The organism is Vibrio sp. IB15 (genome assembly GCF_016406055.1).
Taxonomy (GTDB): domain Bacteria; phylum Pseudomonadota; class Gammaproteobacteria; order Enterobacterales; family Vibrionaceae; genus Vibrio; species Vibrio chagasii.
Genome location: NZ_JAEFCE010000003.1, coordinates 36,626 through 60,298, shown reverse-complemented (window position 1 = coordinate 60,298; position 23,673 = coordinate 36,626). Strand labels below are relative to the sequence as shown.

The window sequence follows — 23,673 nt, the reverse complement described above, 5'->3', positions numbered from 1 at the left end:
TGTATATGAAGAGAATAATTATGAGTGATAAAACCAAAAATAAACCACTACCTTCCTTTATTAAAGAACGCTTAAACCATTACATTGAAGATCTCATTACCCAGAACGAAAGCCAAACACACTTAGTTCTGGGTAAACGTCCTAGGCGCAATTCAGTTGTGATGCAAAGCAATGATTACCTCGCGCTATCGCACAACAAACAGATTCAACAAGCCCACCAGCAAGCAATTGCTGAACATGATGACAACATCGTCATGTCGGCGATTTTCTTACAAGACGAGGATTCAAAACCCGCCTTTGAAAATGAGCTCGCGAGCTACGTAGGTATGGAAAGCTGCTTGCTGTCTCAGTCTGGCTGGGCGGCGAACATCGGCTTACTGCAAACCATCTGCCCACCACAAACTCCTGTGTATATTGATTTCTTTGCCCACATGTCTTTATGGGAAGGTATTCGATCCGCAGGTGCGAGCGCGCATCCGTTCATGCATAACAATATGAACCATATGCGCAAGCAGCTTGAGCGCTATGGCTCTGGCGTCATTATTGTAGATTCGGTCTATAGCACCATTGGCACGATTGCCCCACTCCGCGACATCTACGAAATGGCGCAAGAGTTTGATTGTGCACTCGTGGTTGATGAATCGCATTCTCTGGGGACTCATGGCACCAAAGGTGCTGGCCTCGTTGAAGCACTTGGGCTCACTAACCAAGTCGATTTCATTACTGTAAGCTTGGCCAAAACTTTTGCATACCGTGCTGGCGCGATCTTAGGCCCCAAACAATTGTCTGAGACACTGCCCTTTGTCGCCTATCCTGCGATTTTTAGCTCGACCGTATTGCCACAAGAAGTCGCTCGCTTAGAGAAAACCTTGGCGGTCATTAAAAGTTCTGACGATAAGCGCGAAGTCTTATTCGAACGTGCTAAATCACTCACTACGGGACTTAAACAGATTGGCTTTAACATCCGCAGTGAATCTCAGATCATCGCTTTAGAGTGTGGTAGCGAGAGAAATACTGAACGTGTGCGTGATTTCTTAGAGGAGCGAGATGTGTTCGGTGCGGTATTTTGTCGCCCAGCGACTGGCAAGAACAAAAACATCATCCGCTTCTCTGTGAATGCAGACATAACACCAAGAGATATCGATCATGTGCTCACGGTTTGTCACCAGGCATATCATCATCCAGAGCTGGAGTTCGTATAACGCTGTACACACCAATTTAATAGCCAACCCAACGGCAGGACAGAATGGACGCTATCATGTCGCAAAACTAAAAGAGCCCAGCCTATCGCTGAGCTCTTCATTAAATTGACTCGGTCTACTTCAAACCTCAAACACACTTGTGTTTAGAACCACTATATCCAATGAGCAATCTTGTCGAATAATCGGTTCTTGTCTGCTGGTTTCACAATAAAGTCCGACATTCCTGATGACTCCATCTTCTCTAGCGTGACTGGCGAGCTGTCTCCTGTATGTGCAATGATCGGTACCGAAGAGTAAGGCTTATTCGCACTTCTAATGAGTCGAGACGCTTCTACACCGTCCATGATAGGCATTTCGATATCCATCAGGATCAAGTCTACATCGTCTGAATCCAGCGCATCCAATGCTTGCTGACCATCTTCTTTCTGTACGACATCAAAACCCTGCTTTTCCAGTAACATTGCCGTAAAACGACGCAAAGATTCATTATCGTCCACGACCATAATGGTACGCTTATTTGCATTTTCAATCGGCCTAGCGGCCAACATAAGCATCACGTAATTCGAGTCAAACAGTAAACGGTCAATCGTTGCTTTGGTGTTCAGCAGCCAAACTTGTGTCTCCACCCAAATAGGTTCAAACGACACATTACGAACTCGGTGAACAGGATGATGCTCATACAAGTAAACAATTCGCGCTTCTGTAAACGACAACAGAGACTCAAGCTTATCAAGGCTGCTTGCCCTCAAATCCAAACTCTCCATATCGACGAACACTAAATCAAATTCGAACTGATACTCTTTGTTTTTAAGTGCAGATGCCACATCCAAAGTCGTGAGGTCAAATCCCATAAATCGAGACATTTCCGTCATTTTCTTATTCAGGACTGTTTGATCACTCACCATCAATACCGACTTTAACTTTCTCAATTCACTCTTAATCTCATTGACTGAATTTGACGTTAAAGACGGGAACGTCATCGTAAACTGAGTCCACTGGCCGAGCTCTGATTGGCATCTAATCTCTCCACCAAACGAACGCATCACCTTCTGACAGAATGGTAGACCTAACCCATAATTACCTGATTTACCAGTCGTATAGAAGTCTTGGAAAATATGACGTATTGCATCACTAGAGATGCCAGCCCCGTTGTCCGTCACCACAATTTGATTGCTAACGTCATCGCTACTCATGGTGACATGAATATGAAAGTCTTCCGGGCTACGGTGATGGAACGCATTCTTGAACAGGTTGTACATCACATACTTCAACAAAGTGTCGCTTCCTAAAAAATCAAAGTCGCTTTGTACATCCAAAGAGATGGCTGATTTATCCGACGCGCGCTTGTAGTTAAAGCTGTCGATTGAATATTCGATCACTGCTTGTGCAGAGTGCTTTTTAAAGGTTGAACGAGATACTCGGTTCTCGTCAATCGACGTCAACAATAGATCGATGGTCTCGTTGCCTGAATGGATGATTTCCATGGCCTCGTCACCCACGTCACGCAGCTGTTTTAACTCTTCGGCGCTCAGTGCATATGGCTCTTTGATGTCACCACTCTTTGGGTTTGGCAGTATCGATTGAATAACATCAATAGAAGTTAATAAGCCACTAAGAGGATTTCTCATTTCGTGTGCAATACCGGCACCAAAAGATTTTGCTAGGGACACCTTGTTCTCGTGTTCCACCTGATTACGGAAATAGAACAGGTTACCGAATAGATAGATAAACAAGAAAATCGGCACATGCGTCCAGTTCATGGTTATCTCAAGATAGAAGCCTTGTGCTACCCAAGCGCAAAACGTTGCAATCCCTATTCCGGCAAAGGTTTGTGCAAACATCACTCCTGTGACATGAACCAAAAGAATATGGAGGAATATTGCCGACATGAAAGACATGACCCAAACATTGGACCAATTGTTCATCAGCAACATATAAAAGAAGAAACATGGCAGACAGAGCGTAATCGCGACTTGATAATACGCAGGCAGATACTTTCGCCATTCGAATGGAACGTGTTTACGGAAAATGATGCCGAAGAACAACACCGAGCATAATAGGCGGAGAGTCAGATTTTCATACGGCTGCGGGAACAGATACTCCCACACAACAAAGTAAACAGGGAAACCGACAAAGCCCATCCAACCTACTAGGGTTAGATTCGGTTCAGCATATTGATAAACTTTACGAATAGCGTTCATACGAAATTCTTTATTCTCTAAGCCCGGACGTTTACTCGTTTTATGATTGAGTTTTTGTTTTTATATAACCGAACGATTATATTACACATCACCTCCGAGCAGTGAGGTTTGAATCAAATATATACACGCTTTTGCATTTAATCTGTTTCAACTCTGCTGCCAAATACATGAAGACCTCGTTAATACGAGGCCTAATATGATTTCATTTTTTGTTATCTGTGACACATAAAGCTAGCGTATCGGCAGGTAGATGTTAGTAAGCAAATCACATTCATCCACCTCATGGACTAGATTAAGGTACTGGAAAAAGCACGGAAAATCCCTCAAAGATTCGCCACTCTTAGGTAACCACTCACGATATAAGTAGCTGACCGTGTCAGCGATTAAATCATGGTTGCCCTTATGAACAGCTACAGCACAACGACCGCCCGGAATGATCCCCCTCTTAACACCAAAGACATTTTCTGGGACATCCCCGTTATGGCTTCCGCAAATATCAAAGCGATATTCATCTTCAGGGGTATCTGAAGGGTCAGAATAAGCCACACCAAATGTGTCACTGGTTTTTACCGGAGAAAAACCCGTCGACTTCCTCCAATCAATAAATTTAGCAGCAGTATTGTAAACCAGCTTTGGGCTTCCTTTATGCTCAATCAGTGCAACCTCTGTCTCGTAAAAATCGACGACTTTCACATCCATTATCTTTTCTCCACTCTTTGGTGAGTTAAACTCATACTTTGAACGCCAATATGGCCAGTTTGGTTGTTTTCTAAATTGAGAAGGTGTCTGCTCAAAGTGCCTCGAAAATGCTCGAGAGAATGCTTCAAGACTCTCAAAGTGAGCCTCCAATGCAATATCGGTGACACTGTACTCGGGCTCAAAAGCTAAACGAAAAGAAGCGCGCTTTAACCGAGCAAACAACACATACTGAATAGTGCTAATCCCCATAAACGACTTAAAGATCCGGTGAAAGTGGTACTTTGAACTCGCCGCCACTGAGCTCAGCTGATCCAAAGTTAATGACTCATCCAAATGTCTATCAATGAAGTCACACACATTTCGTATTCGTCGCTCGTGATGTTTCGCTACATTCATTTTTGTTACCCAATAAAGAATTCGGAGAGATAATACCGACGAGGCGTTAAGCTCGCCTGATTGAGATTGCGAGACTGACTTAACTGTTGTGTTTAATTCTATATTAAGTCGTAACAAAAGGCTCTTTAGCCAATGCAGCACTAAAGAGCCGAATCCTACTCAACAATAGATATTGAGCATTGTGATGCCTACTGGATTACAAACTGGGCTAGTTCAGTCCCAACATCGCATTAATCCGAACTATTTCTTGTTGCCATTTCATTTGCAGATCAGGCTTCTGATGCTTTGCTTTACGAGCTTGATCCTTACTGAGTAATTCTTCGAGCTCTAATAGCCTTTCTAAAAGGCACTCTTCATCATTTTGCGACTGCTGCTCATCTGTTTTAAGCAGCTCAGAACCTGAATCGACACAGGCTTTAGAGTTAGACTGAATCGACGCAGAGCAAGGTTCCACGTTATGACCTTGATGGCTGACAGACATCGCCTCATACACCGCATCTAAGTAAGTCATTTCCACAAGTTGACCTTCATTGATATACCAGAATCGATTGCATGATTTTTCGATCAACTCTCGATCATGACTAACCAACAGTAGCCCCCCTTCGAATTGTGTTAAGCAATTCGCCAGCTCTTCTTTGCCTTCAATATCAAGGTGGTTAGTGGGCTCATCCAACAACAGGAAGTGATACTTCGCTAGCGATAGCCCAACGAACAGCAGTCGAGAACGCTCTCCACCACTCAGCTCAGCGATCTTTTGCTCGTGTCTTTCGTAGGAAAAACCCGCGCTAATCAAAGCCATTTTTCTAGCTTCCTGAGACACAGGATAAAATGAGTAAAGTGAATCCAGTAGTGAATGGTCATCACGTAATTGGTGCAAGCTTTGATCGTAGTACCCGACTTCAGCATTGGGGTGAAAATAATCATTATCTCCAAGTTGACACGCCTGATAATTCGCCCATAGTACTTTCAGAAGCGATGACTTACCCGCCCCATTTTTGCCTAGCACAGCAACACGGTCACCGCTCTTTATCTGTTGGAACTGCACTTCAAACAGTGGCGCTTGGTCATCAGCGGCACTAATTGGCACCTCCGACAATTCAAGTAGTCGATTGGCCTTCATGGATTCACCGGACAAACTTAGTGTCCATGGTTCAACGGAGTCTAAACGAGTCATGGTCGAGCGTAACCCTTCGGCTCGCTTTTCCATGCTTTTTGCTTTTCGTGACAGACCTTCATTGTCAAAGTCACGCCCCCAAATCGCTAAACGATGAGCGCTCTTTTCGATGCGGTCGATCTCTTTCTTTTCTGCTTGTTGCCTTTCAGCATCCGTTCGATCTTTATCTTCCAGTGCTTTTCTAGCTTCGGTGCATTTTTGGCTAAAGCTAAGTATCCTTTTGTCACGTAACACCCAAGTAGAATCGGTGACGTGGTCGAGTAATCGTTGATCATGCGAAACCATGACAAACGTCCCTCTCCAATCTTTCAGAAACTGCTCTAACCAAAGTAACGTCGGTAGATCTAAGTGGTTACTTGGTTCATCTAGCAACAGGACATCTGGCTCAAGAATCAATGCTCTCGCGACTAACACTCGCGCGTATTGACCGCCACTTAAAGTGCCTACAGGCTGGTTCCAATAGCTTTCATCAAACCCTAAATTAGAAAGAGTAATTTGCGCTCGCCATTGTTCTGTTTGCTGCATGTTTAAAGGAAGGTTATCGGTCACAGCATCAAGCATTGAGAGGCTCAACAGTCGCTTGGGTAGGTGTTGCTCAATCAAAGCAACTACAGCATTCGAAGCAAAGGAAACATTCCCCACAAAGTCAGGTAAATCTTTGTTTAACCGACGTAATAAAGTACTTTTTCCACAGCCATTACTGCCGATAAGGCCAATGCGGTCGCCTTTTTTAATGGTAAAGGAAAGCCCATCAAATAGGCGGTATGATGTTAGATCGTAAGAAATGGATGATGTAGATATTAATGTAGTCATTTGTTTACTCAAGTTTCAAGCGCAACAAAGCGCTGTCGTCATTCGCTGACAACAACCAAGTAAACTAGAGTGAAGAAACTCTATTGAAGGTTATATTGAAATGCTTCGCTCAAGTTTTGGTTATCGCAGCACGATAGTGTTAAAACTTGAGTTTTGGTCGTACCAAAAAATATGCGCGAAGTTAAATTCACACACTTTCATAAAAATCCTCCTTGTATTTGTCTTGAGTTGAACATTAGCGCTAAAAGTAAATCACATTAATCGATGAGTCAAAATATTTAGTCGCTTCGTCTTGGGTTTGATTTACAACATTAGGTGACTGTTACCCGGTGCATTTTTCGTGGAGTATCACCATAATCAATAACGGCATAATGCTGAGTGACCCTGTTGTCCCATATCGCCATTGAGCCCTTGTTCCATTTAAAACGCACTTGATATTCTGGTCGTCGTGCAATTTCAAACAACTGGCTAAGTAATGAATCACTTTCTTCACGCTCAAGCTCATTGATGTAACGGGTAAATTGCTCGTTGATATATAACGTCTCTTTGCCCGTTTCTGGATGAACTTGCACTAAGGGATGTACCACCGGCGGGTTTTCTTGCGCAGTTTTCAGCAGCGACTTATGCCAATCTAGCTCGATTTGGTCCGATTCAATACCCTCAAATGCGACTAAAGAATGCGTTGCCGATAAGCCCCTTAGCTTGTCTTTCATGCTTTCATCTAATGAATCAAACACTGCGGTCATTGAACACCAAATCGTGTCGCCACCGATATCCGGTACATGTTGAGCATGTAATAGAGAGGCTTTAGATGGCAGCTCCCGCCACGTTAAGTCGGTATGCCAATAACTCTCCATTGGCGCATTACCTCGAGTAGTTTCTATCACACTGACTTGCGGAACTTGTTCTACACGCGGAAAGAAAGGATGAGCGGGTTCGAGATCTCCAAACCGTTTTGCAAGTGCTAAGTGTTGTTCAGGCGAGAGGCTTTGTTCATCCAAGAAAATGACTTGATAAGTAACAAGTGCTTTGTACACATCATCGAGTTCACTCTCACTACAATCCGAAAGATTTAATCCATGAATACGAGCGCCAATGTGAGGTGTAATGGGTTCAATTTTCAACATACTTTCGCTTATCGGTTAAGAGGTATTAAGGGGAAGTCATTTAGCTACTCGTTATTAAACCGGACAGAACCGATTTTTCTTTCCTTACCACGCAACATAAAACGCGTTTATTCGAAAAACAAAAGAAAAGAGCCCCTACACTGGAGCTCTTTTTGTTTGTTGATACTTCCTGTATCCGTAGACAAGTCCAATCTGTAGTACTTTCACCGAAAGCCAGATCATCGATATCTCCAGTTGTGTATCACTATTAAATCTAGCATACAAACTTCGAGCTTTTCTGAGACGTAACCGAAAGTTCGTCGAAGTACCGCCAATTCCTGCTTATCAACCAAAGCAAGCAACGCCATATCCTTTTGTTGCCTCCTACAAACCAAAAACAAAACCCACAACAAGGTGGGCTTTGGCTATCAGTCTTCTGAACTGACTAAACTAGTGAGTGACTTTTTGAAACCATTGTTCAAACCTAAATTTAAAAGTTTGCTTGAAGCGTCAAACCACTGTACGCCGAGTATGCATTCAACATCACGTGATATCTGCCGCTTTGGGTGACATTCACCGTACAAGTCTCGCTGTTGCCCGATCGGTAAGGTCGGCAGTCCCACGTACTAAGCGTTGGTTTATCCCCGAAACGTAGATACAGATCCGCATCGCCTGTGCCACCAATGGTGACCACTGTCAGCTGTTGACCCTGTTCCAAGTCCATGTAGAAGTAGTCCTTTTGTCCTCGACTGCCACTCAGTCCATTAACCGGCACGCCAGAGACTAGTTTTCCATCTGGATCTGGTCCAGGTGTTGGACCACCGCAATCCGGTTCACAACCACTATCAGTCAAACTATACAGCAGTTTATTGGTGGTTCCTCTTGTGTCAGAAACCTTATTCTCCGAGGCTCTTGAGTTCAGTAACCCTGCGAGTTGAAGCGGTGTTAAGCCGTTGTTTTCCTGTAAGTACAAGGCTGCAACGCCGGCAACATGTGGCGTCGCCATGGAAGTTCCACTAATCGTTTTATAGCCGCCATCATACCAAGCAGACTTAATTTGAGATCCCGGTGCGAATAGATCAACACAGCTGCCCCAGTTCGAGAAACTTGAACGTGAATCAGAGCTGGTTGTTGAGCCCACCGTCACACCACTTGGTACACGAGCTGGTGATGTATTACACGCATCGGCATTTGAGTTACCCGCTGCCAACATAAAGCTCACTCCAGATTGAATTGCGCCTTGTACCGCGCTATCCAATGCGGTTGAACGACCGCCACCTAAGCTCATATTTGCGACTGAAGGCCCTGATGCATTTTGAGCAACCCAGTCCACACCAGATATTACGCCAGATGTGGTTCCTGAGCCCGAACAGCTAAGTACTCTTACCCCAACAATATCGACATTTTTAGCCACACCGTACTGGCTACCGCCAATCGTTCCTGCAACGTGGGTACCATGCCCATTACAGTCACTCGAATCAGCATCATTATCCACGAAATCATAGCCAGAAACCGAGCGCCCGCCGAATTCCTCATGATTATTATTAACGCCCGTATCAATCACGTATGCTGTTACACCAGAGCCATCAAAATTGGCATTATAGTTTCGATCCAAAGGAAGACTTCTTTGATCTATTCGGTCTAGCCCCCAAATCGCGTTACTTTGAACGGCTTCATTTGAAACAACAGGATCGATACTGAGTATTTGGTCTTGTTCTATATATTCAACGCGAGAATCACGTCTGAGTTGCTTTAATTGAAGTGCGTCTAGATTTGCCACAAAGCCAATAATGGAGCTATCAAAAACATCGTCTGTTTTGATTGAAAACGAATTGGCCATCTGGCCTACCGTTTGTTGAGTGAACTGCTGTAATCCAGCCGCGTCATTCATTAGCATCTGCGGTTGTTTCAATACAACAATATAACGATCAGTGATCGCATCATCTGATGAAGCCAACATCAGTGGAGCAATAGGTTGTTGTAAGTTTTCAGTTGAATTTAAAGCCGAACCTTGAGCCAAACTTGATGCAGAATAAATACCAAATGTGGCTGCAATACAACAACTTAATACTTTCTTTAACATAGCTTGTTCCTTGATATTTTAGGTTTGTTGGTTGTTACCTACGACAAACACGAAAATGCAGACAGCTAGCGTTATACGCTCAATACGTGAAGCAACAGTGTTACAAATTCAACCTAAGACAATAAGAATGAGATTGCTTATTAATTTATATTCATCTCACTAGGAACTTCGAGTGGGGGCAAACTATTTTGAAAAGCTTATGCAATCACATTTTATATAATTTGATCAAAAGCTCTAATTTTAACAAAAGTCGAATGGTTGGTTAAAAATGGTATATGGAAGCGGAATGATCTTCACTATTGACACATAACACACCAAAACGCTGCAAAAACCGAAAAATACAGAATTAAAATTACGGGCGATTAGTCGTGCTTATAGTGAATAAATATTATTAATTGTACTCGCCGACAGCTTACCTCTATCTTGACTGCACTATCCAACACCATAAACAAACGCGATTACGCAGGGAAAAAGACGATGACCGCCATTACCGATTTAAACATTCTGCTAAAGTCCATGTCACCAGAACTCATTGAAGGCAAATATGTTTTCTGTACGGTAGAGGGAGAATTAGCCGACTATGTCCACCTCAATCCGATGGCGACCTTTCGAGAAAAAGAAGGGTTAACTTTAGTACTAACAGAAGAAGTGGCGACTCAAGCGCAGTTAAGTTTCGATGGTGTGTTTAGCTTGATTACTTTGTCTGTACACTCAAGCCTTGAAGCGGTTGGGTTAACCGCTGCTTTCGCCACAAAGCTTGGTTCATACGGTATTAGCGCCAACGTGATTGCTGGCTATTACCATGACCATATCTTCGTTCAGAAAGACAAAGCTGAAGCCGCAATGAGCGCGCTTAGAGAGTTTTCAGAAGCCGAATAACTCGATCAGTTTGCTCGTTCACGTATGAAGTTGACTAACAGCTTAGTTAGATGTGTGTGATAACTCATCGAACGGTAATTAATATATATCGTCAGGGGCGCTAATTGGTCATCTAAGTACTGTTCAACCAATGTGCCCCGCTCTATTTCCTCACGACAAAACTCTCTTGGTAAAGCAACAAAACCAAGCCCGCGGATCGCAGCGGCTTTCGCGATAAACCCACCATCGACATTAATATTTGACTTGATATCCAAGCCCTTCGAGTCGTCTTTTGTCCTGCTAAAGACCCAAGGGTTGCCGCCAAAAGCTTTATAGCTAGAGATACATGGCAACGCTCTTAACTCTTCAATTTTACTTGGAGAACCGTGTTCCACCAAACAAGTTGGAGAAGCCAAAACAGCACTCTCCCATTGGCATAAAGGACGAGAAATCCAATCCCTATCATCCAGCGATCCTCGCTCAAAGCTAATCACGATATCTGGGTCACTGTTGAGTGCGCTTTCGATGGACGTACTGTGTTCACAGAACAGAGATATATTGGGATAGTCGACCACAAAATCAGCAAGAACATCGCCAATGAACGGAACGTCTGGCGTGCTTAAGCGAATACTTCCTTTTACTGATTCAGTTGAAATGGTGAGGCTTTGCAACGTCTGACTCAGGCGACGAAGCGGCTCTCTTATCTCGTTATACAGAATCTCGCCCGCTGAGGTTGGCGTAACCTTGCGGGTAGTCCGATAAAACAGTTTATTGCCAATCTCATTTTCAAGTTGTTGAACATGACGACTTACCGTAGAGCTCGGAATTAACAAGCGCTCCGAAGCCTTGATGAAGCTGTTCTGTTCATACACACAAAGGAATGAGTTTAACCAAGCGTTATCGATCCTTTCCAATCTTATTATCCCAAAACTACCAATACTGAATCTAATATTAGCCTATTTATCAGGATTATCTATCGCGATAAGGTTCAAAAAAACGATGTGAGTTAAGAGTGATGAAAACTAAAAACCAGACAATCTTCAAACGCGATGGGTATCAACTTAAAGCCGAACAACACGGCGAAGGACCAAATTTATTGATTATTGGTAGTGTTGATTACTACAAGCGAGTAATACCGAAAGCGCTACACGACCACTTTACCTGCCTATATCTAGACCATCGTGGGTTTGCTTTAACGGGAAAAGATAACCAGACAATTAATTTAGATATTATCTCTGACGATATTGAAGCTATCTGCGAGAGTTTTAATATACGAAAAGCCTTTGTTCTTGGTCATTCAGGGCATGCTTACATGGCGCTTCACTTCGCCAGTTCTTCCAATATTCGTATTGAGAAGGTTATGATTTTTGGAGCATCACCAAGCTTATCTGAAGAGATGAAAGCCAAACAGTTTTCACACTGGGAAAGTCATGCGTCAGGTGAACGAAAGCGCCTATTTAAACAAAACATTGGAAAGCTCGAACACGACATAAACAAAGAACCACATAAAAAGTTTGTCCATCTATGTAATCGATCAAGCCCTATGCGCTGGGCAGATCCTAGCTTTAATGAACTTCCCCTTTGGGAACGAGTACACACCAACACAACAGTACTTGACGCACTATGGGGGGATATTTTTAACAGTATAGATGTAGCGACTCTGCCTATGGTCAATCAGCTAGAAGTTATTGTTGCTATTGGCGAACTCGATTTCAGTATCGCACCTTTGAGCACTTGGCTGGATTTAGGAGGGGCGTTTAAATCATTAGAACTCATTGAGCTTGAAGGCGTGTCACATACCCCAATGCTTGAATCGCCAGTCAGTTTTATTGAACTGATGTGCCATCATCTACTCGATTAATTCAGTGACTTATCTTGTTCTACCGTCTAACAATTGCCACAAAAAAAGCGACGTAATCTACGTCGCTTTGGCTTATTGCTTACTGTTCATTCACTGATCAGGCATCAGAGAACAAGACCGTTAAGCAAGCTTAAAAGTCGCCACTTTGTCACTTAAACCAGCGGCTTGGCTCTTAAGTTCGTTCGACTCAGTTAAGCTGTCCTGCGCGCCCACAACTAAGTGGTCAGTGACATCTTTAATGGTCGTCACGTTCTGGGTAATTTCACCAGTCACGTGTGTTTGCTCTTCAGCAGCCGTGGCGATTTGAGTCGCCATATCGCTAATCAAAGCAACTGCCGTATTGATCTCTTCAAGCGCATGCGAAGCTCTGTCGGCATCTTCTACTGAATGTATTGCCAGTTTAGAACTACTTTCCATCAGCTCAACGGCTTGGGTCGTTGTGCGCTGTAGGATATCAATCGTTGATTTGATCTCTTCTGTTGAAGAGTGAGTACGCTGCGAAAGCACACGTACTTCATCAGCAACCACAGCAAAGCCACGACCTTGTTCGCCAGCACGAGCAGCTTCAATCGCTGCATTCAAAGCAAGTAAGTTAGTTTGCTCTGCAATGCCTTGGATTGTCGCTAATACTGTTGAGATCTCTTGAGCGTGCTTGTTTAGCTCGCTGATCACGTTGCCCGCTTCGTTCACTTCATTGGCCAAGTTATTGATTGAGCCTTTAGTGTCGACAACCAGAGCGTGACCACTGTTAGTGCTTGTCGCTGAGTCTTGTGCAGCTTTCGCTGTTTGCTCGGCATGTGATGCAATCTCTTGAGTTGCACAGGCCATTTCAGTTACCGCCGTCGCGACCATAGTGATTTCTTGCTGCTGGTGGTTTAGCTCATCCACAGAGCGGTTCGCACGCTGAGCACTTTGCTCTGACTGACTGTTGAGCTGCTCTGATTGTCCGCGGATATGACCTATCAACTGCTGTAAGCTGCCGACAAACGTATTGAAGTTCTGAGCAAGCTCGCCCACTTCATCTTGATTATCAACATGAATGCGTTGAGTTAAGTCACCACTGCCGTTCACAATTTGCGCCAGAGCTTGAGACACATGATTCAGTGGACGGAATAGAATGGTACAAAGCAAATTAAATAGTACCGTACAAACCACCACTACTAGCAATGTCACCAACACTTGACCGATAACAGCGTCAAAGAGTGGCGCCACTAAAGAGTCATGATTCACTACGCTAATCGTAATTAGATTGGTTCCATCAATTGCACGCGCATACAGCACATAGTCAGTACCGTTCAACTCAATAGAGATGTCCTTACCGCTTACCAACGCCTTTTGCACATCTGAAAAGTTCAAACCAAGTGAGCTGATATCTTTGTTCAGTAGCTTAGTGTCTGCGTGCGTGTAAACCGTGCCCTTGTTGGTCGCGATAAACATGTAACCTTCACCTGGAAGAATTACTTGCTCAAGGCTATTTAGAATATCGGTTATTTCAACATCCGCGCCCAATACGACCTGTTGGCCATGCAGTTGCATTGCGGTGCCTAGTGACACTACATTCGCTCCCGTTGCAGCCGCAACCGTAGGGTTGTCCATGAAAACCTTACTTGGATTAGCAACCGCATTGGTATACCAGCCCCACAAACGAGGATCATCATTACCCGGTGGTAACACTACCCCATTGGCATTTTCTTGTGAGCCATCAGGATACGCTAAGAAGACATTATCAAAAGAGCCAGAATCGCGAACCTGTTTCAGGTGAGTAACCAAACTCTCCTTTTGAGACTCTTGAGACAGAGAAGTAAGCGCACGCTCTTTGGATAAGATCCAATCCGATACGTATTGATTGTATGAAGCCGATGCACCTTCTAAACGCTGTTCAACTTCTGTATCCAAACGCTGCAATGAAGCACGGAATGACAGTGCTTCAACCAAAATCCCCCCCAGGATGATGGCCAGACTGGCAGAAATCGCCAGCTTATTCTTAAGTGAGAGTTTCTTTAACATAGGAAACCTATAATTTTTGTATAAATAGCGCTGGAAACAGGACCGTTCCCACGCTGAAAGCAAGCTGATATATTTTACACATTAAAATAAATTATAAAATGCCCTAAGATATTGTATTTAAGGTATATGTGAGCCGAAAGATAGATCCAGATCAAACCAAAAGGTCGAACATCATACGCTAAGGCTCCCATATTAATTCATCAGTCTCATGTGATTGGTAAATGCCGCGCGTATCGCTTCAACATCAATCACAGCCCCACACAAAAGATCTCGTCGTTACGAGACCTTTTAATTCCTATCTATAGAGACGTGACTTACGCAATTCATGTTCACTTTTAAAGAAATGAATTTACATATTTCTAAACAGCCGCTAACGGTTTTCGGCGAGCTTTTGATTGATAAACAGTGCAGATAATATGATAACCAACGCTAACCATGTTGTGGGGTGTACAGGCTCATTCGCAAGTAATACTCCAATAAACACACCCACAGAGGGTACAAGATAGTTAGTCATTGAAGTAAATACCGGCCCGGCGTTTTGTATACTCATCATATAAAGATAATAAACCACACCCGCACACATCACTCCTAAGTAAACCAACGAAAACACTGATGTAGCGGTAGGCTTAACGCTAAAGATTGGCGAAGTCAAAGCCGCAATCAACATCAGTTGAATGCTCGCCATACAAAGTACATTTCGCGCGACAATCAATGGATGTTCATCTCGAACACGGTTCAGTAACAAAAGCGCTATTGCGAAACTCACGGCCGCAACAACTATGCCGGCTGCGCTCAATAAATCTATATTGCCAGTATTCGACAACATTTCTGGGGAGAATAAGACCAATAACCCGCTAAAGCCGACGATGACACTTACAGCGTTTCCCTTAGTTATTCTTACTCCTTTTATAAATACAGGTGATAGCAATAACGCATAAAAAGGCAGTGTGCCCATCAATATCGCCGTAATTGAACTAGATAAGTTCTGCTGTGCCCAAGGCACAAGAACAAAAGGGATCGCAGCTTCTAATAGCCCTATAAGAGCAAAAAGCCCCCACTGATTGCTAATGCTTTTAACTCTTATAAGTTTACATATAACAATAAGTGTCATCGCACCTAGTACAGCTCGAAGTGTCCCTACCCAGACTGGAGAGAACCCTTGAATTGAAATTTCTTGGAAAATAAATTGGGAACCCCAAATCAGCCCAATAGCGATTAACGTTAAATAATTTTTTAGCATGTTTAATATTGTCCGGAGAATTTACGCTGATAAAAAGTAAAAATGGTATGTACTGACAGTTTTGTCTTATTGATTACGACAACTAGGAGTCTGTGATTTAAAAGCTATAGCATCGACTTCAATTAGCATTCCATCTAACGCGAGTTTCGGAACTGGGATCAGTGTGCTCGCGGGTAAGCGCTCTTCAGCCCAACATTTAAGCATTTCTTCGCCCCAGATATGAAGTTTATCTGAATCATGATCAACAATCAGGACGGTAATCTTAGCTACATCATCAAAACCTAAGTCATGTGCCCGTAACGCAACATCAAGATTAGATAAAACAACCTTAACCTGACGACGAAAATCTATGTCTAATTCATGTTCCAGTCCTTCACCACCGCTTTGCCCTGAAATAAAAACAAACTCTCCGTTCGCGGAGGTCTTCACCGTATGGCAAAAACCAAAAGGAGTTGGGTTAAAAAGTTTTTCAGGATTATAAAATTTCAATCTTTTACGTGACATTCTGTTGCCCTATTAAGCTGTGTTTTTAACGTTAAGGAGTGTAAAACTTCAACCTAACTTTAAGTCAACAAACAATTTTCATTAAATCAGTTACCTATGGAGGTAACCTAGCGTTTACCCTATGATTCGAATAATCTTATAAGTCGTTATGTCCATAGAGTTTGCTTATGTCTCGAAGCCAACGCCTCTTTGATTTGCTTCAATTATTGCGCTGTCACAAATATCCCGTGCCTGCCGCTCACCTTGCTCAAGAACTGAATGTCAGTACACGTACCATCTATCGTGATATTGCAACACTACAAGCACAAGGCGCGGAAATCGATGGCGAAGCTGGTGTGGGCTACCTGCTCAAACCTACCTTTACTCTGCCACCAATGATGTTCTCCTCGGAAGAGCTAGAAGCGTTGCGACTCGGTGCGGAATGGATCGCTAAGCAAGCTAATGGAGAATTTAGTGAGTCGGCTAGAAATGCGATTGCCAAGATCTCGGCCGTGCTCCCTTCTGACCATCAAGCTAGGCGCAGTGAAGATATCATTCGTGTTGCTTCAATCATTGAGGTTACAGACTTAAGTTTTGAACTGTCGGAGATAAAGCGAGCGATCAAGCAGCAAAACAAAGCTCAAATTCACTACACAGACGCCAAGGCAAAAGTCAGTTCTAGGGTCGTATGGCCAATGCTGATCGGCGTATTTGAAAACTATTATGTGCTGGTCGCTTGGTGTGAAACACGCAGTGCCTATCGAAACTTCAGGCTCGATAGAATTAGCAAATGGGCCAAACTGGAAGAAAAATATTCGAAGTCACGGAATAGCTTACTCAAAGAGTGGCAAAGCATGGAAGGAATTACAGACAAAGTGATTCGCTACTGACAAAAACTGTCACTAGTTAGGGATATATTCCTGTTGTCCAAAGAAGCACCACACCAGATAACCTAACTAGGAGCAGCTATGTTTACTATCGATTCACTTGTCCTTTATGTCACTGACATTCACAGCAGCATGGATTTTTATTCCAAAGCCTTTGACTGTGAGCCAACACTGCTATCACCAACGTTTGCTGCCATAACTTTTGCAAGCAACGTAAAGATCACCCTCAAGCAATCTGATGCTTTAACACCAGTAAGCAAAGTAACTGGCGGCGGCACTGAACTATCCATGCCAGTAACAGATAAACATACTCTAGAAAACCTTTATAAAGAATGGAGCGAGAAAGGAATACAATTTGAACAAGCGCCTGAAGAGTCCGTGTTTGGTATCAACTTTGTCGCAGTTGACCCAGACGGCCACCGCATTCGAATCTTCGCCTAAATGAAAAGAGCGAGCGACACTCCTGTTGCTTGCTCATCTCATCCGCCAAAAAGAACTAACCGAAGTCTATGGTCAGTAACAATCGAGCTTCTTCAGATGAAGTGACAGGTGAACGGTGGACAAGGCCTCTGTTTTCATTACCGCTCCAACGCTCTCCTTTCAATAACGCAACATCACCGGCGGCCATCTGTTGGATATCAGATTGATTATTGTATAGGCCGGATGCTGAATCTGGCTGACCATTACTTCCACGACCGAGTTTAGAACGGTCAACCGCATCGTTCTCTAGCCACTGAGTCGCAATGCCATGATAGGTTGTCACTAACCGGCAAGGTACTTGGTCAAAATGAAAGCGAGGACACATTGCCTTGTTCAGTACAGCCAAGCGGAGACCAACTTCTTCAAGCTCAAACAAGCAACAGAACATGTCCACCAGCTCAGCCATATTTTCTAGCAGGACTTTTGAAGCCGTTCCGTCTGTAGCGAATTCCAATTTGTCGAAAGCGTTTGCAGGTGACACGCTAACAGACTTACTAAAATTTGGGTTAGCCGCAATAAATTCATTGATTTCAGACGCTAAGCTCTCATCAAAGTTACGCTGCCATATCGCGACATTGATATCATCTTGGTAAATGTCAGCCAACACTGTCGGGGATGAAGCTGCACTAGAAGATGGATTTCGGCCCTTCTGCCATTTATGAGCTAGCGTTCCATCAATACTTGACGATTGATTACAACTCGTTGTCAAAGGTTCAGCTAAAACGGCATTCATTATCTCATCTCCTTGCTGCGCGCTCGTATTCTCTAGAGGCAATATCTCTGTTTGCCAAAACAACAAACCAAGGAGATGTTATAACATAACAGTATATATTCAAACAACTCAAGAGATCATGGTTCCATACGTACCAATATGACATGTGTGCCCCCTACCGAATTTAGTGCATGAGTAAGGTGTTGAGCTGAGCTTGCCCCTATACTTTTCAAAGTTGTTCAGAATACGAACAGCGCTATTTGTTCAACTGGCAATCCATTATGTGGTGACAACTTATGAAAAAACTACTTACAACGACCGGGCTTCTTTGCACCGCCATATCAGCGCAGTCTTTTGCAGAAAGCGGCTACACATTAGATCCGAAGCTGTCGAATGTGACATTCGCAACCATTAAGAAGCAGTTCGTTGTTGAACCCGCTTCCATCAAGCCTTCGTCCGGTGGGCTTACCGAAGATGGGAAATTTTCAATCGTATTGGACATGATGAGTATTAGCACAGGAGTGTCTATTCGTGATCAAAGGCTAAACGAGCTGTATTTTGAATCTATGAACTTTCCTGAGGTTGAGATCTCAGGGTCCGTTGAGCCTTCGCTGTTAACAGGTGAACCAAATAATACGACGATAGCAGCGGAAGTCACTCTGCACGGCGTGACCAAAAACATCGACTTCCCTGTTATGGTCGTACCCTCTGACGGTTTTGTCATGGTGAATTCAACATCCACGGTCATCGTCAATGGCGCAGATTTTGGTATTTCGACCGACAACTTAAACAAACTTTCAGCAACGGTAGGCGGATTAGCGCTTTCCGATAAGGTGCCACTCAACTTCAACTTAATGTTCGATAAATAAAGGTCGATTACAGAGTGAGTTAACACGAGCCCTAACACTCATCAGGTAATCACAACGTTACCTGATGAGTGGGCGTAACTCCAAACCTCACACACTCCCCCTCGAACGTTCAATCTACCACTCGGAAGCGGCGTTAATGTCGTCGGTGTCACATGTCGTTACATAGCATGACCCCTTTAGGCTTTACATCTCAGTCGAGGTAAACAACAATCACTGAGAATAAATCCATAACACAATGTATTTAGATATTATGAGTAACACTGAAAACAAAAAATCGAGTCCTCTTTTTGAAGTCGTATTTAACGTCCTTCTTCCATCATTTATCCTAATGAAGTTCAGCGGAGAAGAGCACCTCGGAACTGGCTTAGCACTGCTTGTCGCACTCGCCTTCCCTATTGCTTACGGTGGCATGGAGTTAATCCGCAACAAGAAATTTAACTTCATCGCTGCACTTGGCTTTGTCAGCGTGTTACTAACTGGTGGTATTGGTTTCTTCGAACTAGACACGCGTTGGTTAGCTCTAAAAGAAGCCTTAATCCCTGGCTTAATTGGCCTAGCGGTACTTGGCTCTACCTTTACTCGCTACCCATTCATCCAAAAAGTGATTTTCACGCCTGCATTGCTGAACATTGCTCTAATTGAAGAGCGTTTAAAGCAATTCGGAAACCAAGCTAAGTTTGATCGTTGCCTAATGACGTCTAACTACATGTTCGCTAGCACGTTCGCATTCTCTTCCGCGATGAACTATTTCCTGGCGACTTGGATTGTTACTAGCCCTGCTGGTACAGCAGCGTTCAATGAAGAACTCGGTAAATTGACTCTATATAGCTACCCTGCGATTGCGATTCCAAGCTTACTAATGATGTTAGGTATTTTTTACTACATCTGGCGCCAAGTTCGTGACATGACCTCACTAGAGACAGAGCAAATTTTCGTCACCAATAAATAAGCTCACTCAGAGCAGCTCAACCTGAATACCTTAAGCCCAGCAATTCGCTGGGCTTTGCTTTATCTATCATCAAGTAAAACGAATAACTCAGGTTGCAGATAATTGGCACGATGATGACTCACCCATTCCCTCAAACTCTAAAATTCCTGATAGCTCTTTTACTATTCGTATTTAAAACGCTAAAAATCAACAACTTGTATTAGGCTTTTAATTGATGGTTTTCTGAACGATCTTGTTGGTTACTTAACAAAGCCCTACCCAATCACTGACAATATCGTACTTGGTGTTGATAAGATCACTCAAGCTAGGTGCCAAAGGTAGACACCAGCCTTACTCACTAAGGAATCAAGAATATGAACAAATCTCAATTAGTTGAACACATCGCTACATCTGCAGACATTTCAAAAGAACAAGCGGGTAACGCGCTAAATGCACTTGTAGAAGGTATTTCAACAACGCTTGCTAACGGTGATGAAGTAGCGATCCTTGGATTTGGTAGCTTCAAAGTAAACACTCGTGCCGCTCGCACGGGTCGTAACCCACGTACAGGCGAAGAAATTCAAATCGCTGCATCTAAAACACCAGCATTCAAAGCCAGTAAAGCGCTAAAAGAGTCGTGCAACCTTTAAGCTAGCGCCCTAAAACGCAGAACTATAAGGAAAATGACGATGACTACGCCAAAGGAAAAAGCCAAAAGCAGTCGCGTTAAAAAAGCAGGTAAATCAACAGAAAACCAAGCACCTAAAACTCGACAACGTATTGAAGAGCTTCTAGAAGAGCGTGAACTGGCCAAACTGTTAGAGCTTTAATTTAGCCCTGCGTTGATAACAAGCGATAGATAAACAATGCCACTGCATCTTTGCAGTGGCATTTTTGTTTAACCAGCAAGTACCCGTGAACTAGCCGTTTCTATCTGCGCAAAATACACACACTAAGTAATTGTTCCGATTACATTGTCATACATACCCATACATACCTAAATTTCACTTTTCATTATCATCGCAGCCTTGATGTTTATGAGTGTAAAGAACGTAAAACCCAACGCGGATGTGTTCGGGGGATGCTTCTTCTTTTGAGGTGATTATGAATGTAGTTCGTATGGGAATTGACGCTAATGTCCATAAAAACAAGGGCAAGTACAAAGCGATAGCTAAGTTTACAATTCGAGCATTGTTTTATTACTCAGATACGAAAAGAATGAATGAGAATTTCAACTCTGATGAGAGAAAACTCTTATTTAAAAAGCAACCGAATTTCCTATCTAAGTTTGTCACACCCTACCTATGTAATGGCTTTAGCAAAAAGCAGAAAATTGAAATTTTATCAAAGCATTACGACTGGTTTGAAAATACGTTCAACACTCCAGCTCGACACAATATTTACAACGAAAGAATCAACCTTTTAGAGCTAGAAATTGGTGAACAAACTTACTTACTGAATCTCAGTTTTGAGCGCAATTCAAGAAAAGAAGGCGAGCTCACGCTGTCGCTGACTGATTCACAATTGAATAAGATGTACACCCTGTCATTCTCTGTCTTCAACAATGATATCTACATCGGTGGTGTTCAAGGGGGTGCCAATGATAACGGGTTCAGCCGAGCGTTTACCAAAGCGTTGCACGGCTTAAGACCTAAGTCATTTATCGTTGAAACACTAAGACTAATGGCCTCCGACCTGGGTATAACCCACATTTACGCAGTCAACGAAGCGAGCCATGTGTCAAACTCATTCCGCTATGGAAAGAAAAGCAAAGACATCAACCTAAAATATGATGAGCTTTGGGAAGAGCATAACGGAGCACAACATAACAAGTGCTTTTACGTGTTGCCTTTACGCGCAACAAGAAAGGATCTTGAGCCGCTTAAACGCCAAAAACGAAAGCTATACCGCCAACGTTACGCTTGGCTGGACCAATATGAAGAAGATCTCAGAGCCGCTATTAACCCTCACCTACAGGCTCCTATCACCTTGACGGTTGAGCTAGCCAAAGCAAGCTAATGAGTTGAGGTTAACATCGCCAACCGAAAGGTTTTCGCACCAATGACAAGCTTTTATAGGTTCTTATTCGTATGAGTCTATAAACGCTTCGATCAAGCACAGTTCCTACACCTAACTACTCCCACTTCCAAAAACGGAATTTTAGCTTACCGGCTATAGGCTGATATCGCGTTGACGATGCTGTTTGAGAAGCGCATGCTTTTATTTCGAGCAGAGTCGTTCTTGGCCGTTTTGATAAGCGAACCGATAAGAAAGTGCTCTGTGTAACGTGTCTAATTGAGTGGCGAGTCAGATGAATAAAGTTGTTATGTTTGTAATGGGGATGCTTTTTACCAGCCGTTTGTTTGCCAGTATCGCCCCCCATATTAAGCAATTAGAGCATGATGCGCCTATCCTACTCCGCTCTGCATTGATCGTTTTTGTAGCCGCTTATGTCATTTAGACAGGTGTTAAACATTACAAAAAACGCAAAACCTCAGCGCTGGAATCAGAGCAGACTAACAGCTAATACCTCACGCTATGCATCGTTGTCTCGGTTAGTTGTCTGCAAAATACTCGACTAAGATTTTACGCCACTTGCGAGACTCTCGAATTTGCAACAGAGCGCGGTTAATCTCTTCTTCGTAAGGGTTATTTTCCGTAATGATAAAACCGTAGTTCTGTTTCTCTAGCTGATACGGTAACACCTCTAAACCTTCAAATTGGCCACTCATTCTGCCATTCCCAATCATATATTTAAGCACTACATCATCCGCTACAATGGCGTCGACTTCTCCTTCTTCTAGAGCAGCCAAAAGCCTTGGCATATCAACATAGTTCTCATGTCTGATACCAAAGCTGGTCAATAGCAGAGAGGATGTCGTCGCGACCTTGGCGCCTACTTTGACATTCGCTAGATCATTAATACCTTTGATCTGAGAAGATCCTTGGCTGAGTGTAAGTTTACTCGCTAACACAGCAGTAATACTGGCAATGAAAAGCATACTGAATACGCCAATAAACACCGTAGCAATCCGCCCCGTTAAACTCTTAAATTCAAAGTAATTAAATGGGCCTCGAGTAATGAAAAGTAAACCAAGGATAAAGCTCTCTAGCCAGCGTCCAGTTCGGCTTTTCATCGAATAGAGCTTCTGGTTTTCACCGTGTTCAAGCATATAGAAAAATGCGCCGATGACACCTGCGATAAATACAACCACACCGATGATCAACCACAAGGCTGGGTTGAAGAATATCGAGTGTAAAGTTTCAAGATAGCCTTTCTTTTTGACTGCGATAGCAAGGTGCGTTTCGTAAAATGAATGGGAAAAATCAGCAAAAATCTCTCGCTCTGGAGTGATTGAAATGCAAGACACACCTATGTCTATTTGTTCCGATTCAATAGCGCTAAGCAACTCATCGAGTGGATGGTTTTCTATCGTAAACTCAACATCCATATCCCTGGCGATCTTTTCCCACAGCTCAATACTGAGGCCATCCCACTCATTATCCATCGAACCAATAACAAAAGGAGGACAAGGGTAAACGCCAACTTTAAGTGGTGCTGATGAAGTCATTGAGCTAAAGAAAGGGAGAAGTAAGAGAGAAAAAACGGCACAAAATCTAAGTGCCAATTTGAAGAAATTTTGCATCAGCAGCCCTCCAGAATGGGCAGCGAT

Annotated in this window: 22 protein-coding genes; 11 read left to right on the top strand and 11 right to left on the bottom strand. The window is 43.3% G+C overall.

What is annotated here, in order from left to right; translation table 11 throughout:
• Nucleotides 1-20: 20 nt before the first annotated feature.
• Nucleotides 21-1,202 (top strand): alpha-hydroxyketone-type quorum-sensing autoinducer synthase, encoded by a 1,182-nt coding sequence (gene cqsA, locus JC606_RS01730; protein ID WP_198777673.1) that lies wholly within the window; start codon nt 21-23, stop codon nt 1,200-1,202.
• A 152-nt stretch (nt 1,203-1,354) separates the two neighbouring features.
• Here the strand turns inward: cqsA and JC606_RS01725 are convergent, their stop codons facing one another.
• The 5 genes from JC606_RS01725 to JC606_RS01705 form a co-directional block, all read right to left on the bottom strand.
• Nucleotides 1,355-3,403 carry an ATP-binding response regulator gene (locus JC606_RS01725; RefSeq protein ID WP_198777672.1) on the bottom strand — a complete coding sequence of 683 codons (2,049 nt, stop codon included), beginning with the start codon at nt 3,401-3,403 and terminating at the stop codon, nt 1,355-1,357.
• A gap of 231 nt (nt 3,404-3,634) precedes the next feature.
• Nucleotides 3,635-4,498 carry an AraC family transcriptional regulator gene (locus JC606_RS01720; protein WP_102426347.1) on the bottom strand — a complete coding sequence of 288 codons (864 nt, stop codon included), beginning with the start codon at nt 4,496-4,498 and terminating at the stop codon, nt 3,635-3,637.
• Between the two features lie 208 nt (nt 4,499-4,706).
• Complete coding sequence (locus JC606_RS01715) at nt 4,707-6,485, bottom strand: ABC-F family ATP-binding cassette domain-containing protein (RefSeq protein WP_198777671.1); 1,779 nt, start codon at nt 6,483-6,485, stop codon at nt 4,707-4,709.
• Nucleotides 6,486-6,796: 311 nt separating this feature from the next.
• Nucleotides 6,797-7,612 (bottom strand): TauD/TfdA dioxygenase family protein, encoded by an 816-nt coding sequence (locus tag JC606_RS01710; protein ID WP_198777670.1) that lies wholly within the window; start codon nt 7,610-7,612, stop codon nt 6,797-6,799.
• Between the two features lie 469 nt (nt 7,613-8,081).
• Complete coding sequence (locus tag JC606_RS01705; RefSeq protein WP_061031527.1) at nt 8,082-9,674, bottom strand: S8 family peptidase; 1,593 nt, start codon at nt 9,672-9,674, stop codon at nt 8,082-8,084.
• Between the two features lie 477 nt (nt 9,675-10,151).
• Between JC606_RS01705 and JC606_RS01700 the strand changes: the two genes are divergently transcribed.
• Complete coding sequence (locus JC606_RS01700) at nt 10,152-10,553, top strand: ACT domain-containing protein (protein WP_198777669.1); 402 nt, start codon at nt 10,152-10,154, stop codon at nt 10,551-10,553.
• Nucleotides 10,554-10,558: 5 nt separating this feature from the next.
• Here the strand turns inward: JC606_RS01700 and JC606_RS01695 are convergent, their stop codons facing one another.
• A complete protein-coding gene (locus JC606_RS01695) occupies nt 10,559-11,446 on the bottom strand; it encodes a LysR family transcriptional regulator (protein ID WP_198777668.1) in 888 nt (295 codons plus the stop codon).
• A 101-nt stretch (nt 11,447-11,547) separates the two neighbouring features.
• Between JC606_RS01695 and JC606_RS01690 the strand changes: the two genes are divergently transcribed.
• Nucleotides 11,548-12,393, top strand: coding sequence for an alpha/beta fold hydrolase (locus JC606_RS01690; protein ID WP_198777667.1), 846 nt, complete (start codon nt 11,548-11,550; stop codon nt 12,391-12,393).
• Nucleotides 12,394-12,513: 120 nt separating this feature from the next.
• Here JC606_RS01690 and JC606_RS01685 read toward each other — a convergent pair whose 3' ends face one another.
• From JC606_RS01685 to JC606_RS01675, 3 genes are all read right to left on the bottom strand, one after another.
• The gene (locus tag JC606_RS01685; protein ID WP_198777666.1) at nt 12,514-14,400 is read right to left on the bottom strand and encodes a methyl-accepting chemotaxis protein; all 1,887 of its coding nucleotides are present in this window, start codon (nt 14,398-14,400) and stop codon (nt 12,514-12,516) included.
• Nucleotides 14,401-14,770: 370 nt separating this feature from the next.
• On the bottom strand, nt 14,771-15,640 hold the full coding sequence (locus JC606_RS01680) for a DMT family transporter (protein WP_137408409.1): 870 nt from the start codon (nt 15,638-15,640) through the stop codon (nt 14,771-14,773).
• Nucleotides 15,641-15,706: 66 nt separating this feature from the next.
• Nucleotides 15,707-16,144 (bottom strand): RidA family protein, encoded by a 438-nt coding sequence (locus JC606_RS01675; protein ID WP_137408410.1) that lies wholly within the window; start codon nt 16,142-16,144, stop codon nt 15,707-15,709.
• Between the two features lie 167 nt (nt 16,145-16,311).
• Between JC606_RS01675 and JC606_RS01670 the strand changes: the two genes are divergently transcribed.
• Both JC606_RS01670 and JC606_RS01665 read left to right on the top strand, forming a co-directional pair.
• Nucleotides 16,312-17,013, top strand: a complete 702-nt coding sequence (locus tag JC606_RS01670; RefSeq protein ID WP_137408411.1) for a helix-turn-helix transcriptional regulator — start codon at nt 16,312-16,314, stop codon at nt 17,011-17,013.
• Nucleotides 17,014-17,091: 78 nt separating this feature from the next.
• The gene (locus JC606_RS01665; protein WP_137408412.1) at nt 17,092-17,451 is read left to right on the top strand and encodes a VOC family protein; all 360 of its coding nucleotides are present in this window, start codon (nt 17,092-17,094) and stop codon (nt 17,449-17,451) included.
• Nucleotides 17,452-17,506: 55 nt separating this feature from the next.
• Here the strand turns inward: JC606_RS01665 and JC606_RS01660 are convergent, their stop codons facing one another.
• Entirely contained in the window at nt 17,507-18,223 is a 717-nt protein-coding gene (locus tag JC606_RS01660; protein WP_198777665.1) for a DUF1826 domain-containing protein, read from the bottom strand.
• 275 nt (nt 18,224-18,498) lie between these two features.
• Between JC606_RS01660 and JC606_RS01655 the strand changes: the two genes are divergently transcribed.
• The 6 genes from JC606_RS01655 (at nt 18,499) to JC606_RS01630 (ending at nt 22,460) form a co-directional block, all read left to right on the top strand.
• Nucleotides 18,499-19,071 carry a YceI family protein gene (locus JC606_RS01655; protein ID WP_198777664.1) on the top strand — a complete coding sequence of 191 codons (573 nt, stop codon included), beginning with the start codon at nt 18,499-18,501 and terminating at the stop codon, nt 19,069-19,071.
• Between the two features lie 250 nt (nt 19,072-19,321).
• Complete coding sequence (locus tag JC606_RS01650) at nt 19,322-20,020, top strand: VC0807 family protein (RefSeq protein ID WP_004741780.1); 699 nt, start codon at nt 19,322-19,324, stop codon at nt 20,018-20,020.
• Nucleotides 20,021-20,373: 353 nt separating this feature from the next.
• Complete coding sequence (locus JC606_RS01645; RefSeq protein ID WP_137408415.1) at nt 20,374-20,649, top strand: HU family DNA-binding protein; 276 nt, start codon at nt 20,374-20,376, stop codon at nt 20,647-20,649.
• Between the two features lie 39 nt (nt 20,650-20,688).
• On the top strand, nt 20,689-20,829 hold the full coding sequence (locus tag JC606_RS01640) for a hypothetical protein (protein ID WP_162884293.1): 141 nt from the start codon (nt 20,689-20,691) through the stop codon (nt 20,827-20,829).
• Between the two features lie 274 nt (nt 20,830-21,103).
• Nucleotides 21,104-22,018 carry a VirK/YbjX family protein gene (locus JC606_RS01635; RefSeq protein ID WP_137408416.1) on the top strand — a complete coding sequence of 305 codons (915 nt, stop codon included), beginning with the start codon at nt 21,104-21,106 and terminating at the stop codon, nt 22,016-22,018.
• Between the two features lie 292 nt (nt 22,019-22,310).
• Entirely contained in the window at nt 22,311-22,460 is a 150-nt protein-coding gene (locus JC606_RS01630; protein ID WP_198777663.1) for a hypothetical protein, read from the top strand.
• A gap of 94 nt (nt 22,461-22,554) precedes the next feature.
• Here JC606_RS01630 and JC606_RS01625 read toward each other — a convergent pair whose 3' ends face one another.
• Nucleotides 22,555-23,646, bottom strand: a complete 1,092-nt coding sequence (locus tag JC606_RS01625) for a transporter substrate-binding domain-containing protein (protein ID WP_137408418.1) — start codon at nt 23,644-23,646, stop codon at nt 22,555-22,557.
• Nucleotides 23,647-23,673: the final 27 nt, after the last annotated feature.

Bases quoted from the DNA above. Each gene is read 5' to 3' on its own strand.
- cqsA (WP_198777673.1), top strand. From the start codon at position 21: ATGAGTGATAAAACCAAAAATAAACCACTACCTTCCTTTATTAAAGAA.
- JC606_RS01725 (WP_198777672.1), bottom strand. From the start codon at position 3,403: ATGAACGCTATTCGTAAAGTTTATCAATATGCTGAACCGAATCTAACC.
- JC606_RS01720 (WP_102426347.1), bottom strand. From the start codon at position 4,498: ATGAATGTAGCGAAACATCACGAGCGACGAATACGAAATGTGTGTGAC.
- JC606_RS01715 (WP_198777671.1), bottom strand. From the start codon at position 6,485: ATGACTACATTAATATCTACATCATCCATTTCTTACGATCTAACATCA.
- JC606_RS01710 (WP_198777670.1), bottom strand. From the start codon at position 7,612: ATGTTGAAAATTGAACCCATTACACCTCACATTGGCGCTCGTATTCAT.
- JC606_RS01705 (WP_061031527.1), bottom strand. From the start codon at position 9,674: ATGTTAAAGAAAGTATTAAGTTGTTGTATTGCAGCCACATTTGGTATT.
- JC606_RS01700 (WP_198777669.1), top strand. From the start codon at position 10,152: ATGACCGCCATTACCGATTTAAACATTCTGCTAAAGTCCATGTCACCA.
- JC606_RS01690 (WP_198777667.1), top strand. From the start codon at position 11,548: ATGAAAACTAAAAACCAGACAATCTTCAAACGCGATGGGTATCAACTT.
- JC606_RS01685 (WP_198777666.1), bottom strand. From the start codon at position 14,400: ATGTTAAAGAAACTCTCACTTAAGAATAAGCTGGCGATTTCTGCCAGT.
- JC606_RS01680 (WP_137408409.1), bottom strand. From the start codon at position 15,640: ATGCTAAAAAATTATTTAACGTTAATCGCTATTGGGCTGATTTGGGGT.
- JC606_RS01675 (WP_137408410.1), bottom strand. From the start codon at position 16,144: ATGTCACGTAAAAGATTGAAATTTTATAATCCTGAAAAACTTTTTAAC.
- JC606_RS01670 (WP_137408411.1), top strand. From the start codon at position 16,312: ATGTCTCGAAGCCAACGCCTCTTTGATTTGCTTCAATTATTGCGCTGT.
- JC606_RS01665 (WP_137408412.1), top strand. From the start codon at position 17,092: ATGTTTACTATCGATTCACTTGTCCTTTATGTCACTGACATTCACAGC.
- JC606_RS01660 (WP_198777665.1), bottom strand. From the start codon at position 18,223: ATGAATGCCGTTTTAGCTGAACCTTTGACAACGAGTTGTAATCAATCG.
- JC606_RS01655 (WP_198777664.1), top strand. From the start codon at position 18,499: ATGAAAAAACTACTTACAACGACCGGGCTTCTTTGCACCGCCATATCA.
- JC606_RS01650 (WP_004741780.1), top strand. From the start codon at position 19,322: ATGAGTAACACTGAAAACAAAAAATCGAGTCCTCTTTTTGAAGTCGTA.
- JC606_RS01645 (WP_137408415.1), top strand. From the start codon at position 20,374: ATGAACAAATCTCAATTAGTTGAACACATCGCTACATCTGCAGACATT.
- JC606_RS01640 (WP_162884293.1), top strand. From the start codon at position 20,689: ATGACTACGCCAAAGGAAAAAGCCAAAAGCAGTCGCGTTAAAAAAGCA.
- JC606_RS01635 (WP_137408416.1), top strand. From the start codon at position 21,104: ATGAATGTAGTTCGTATGGGAATTGACGCTAATGTCCATAAAAACAAG.
- JC606_RS01630 (WP_198777663.1), top strand. From the start codon at position 22,311: ATGAATAAAGTTGTTATGTTTGTAATGGGGATGCTTTTTACCAGCCGT.
- JC606_RS01625 (WP_137408418.1), bottom strand. From the start codon at position 23,646: ATGCAAAATTTCTTCAAATTGGCACTTAGATTTTGTGCCGTTTTTTCT.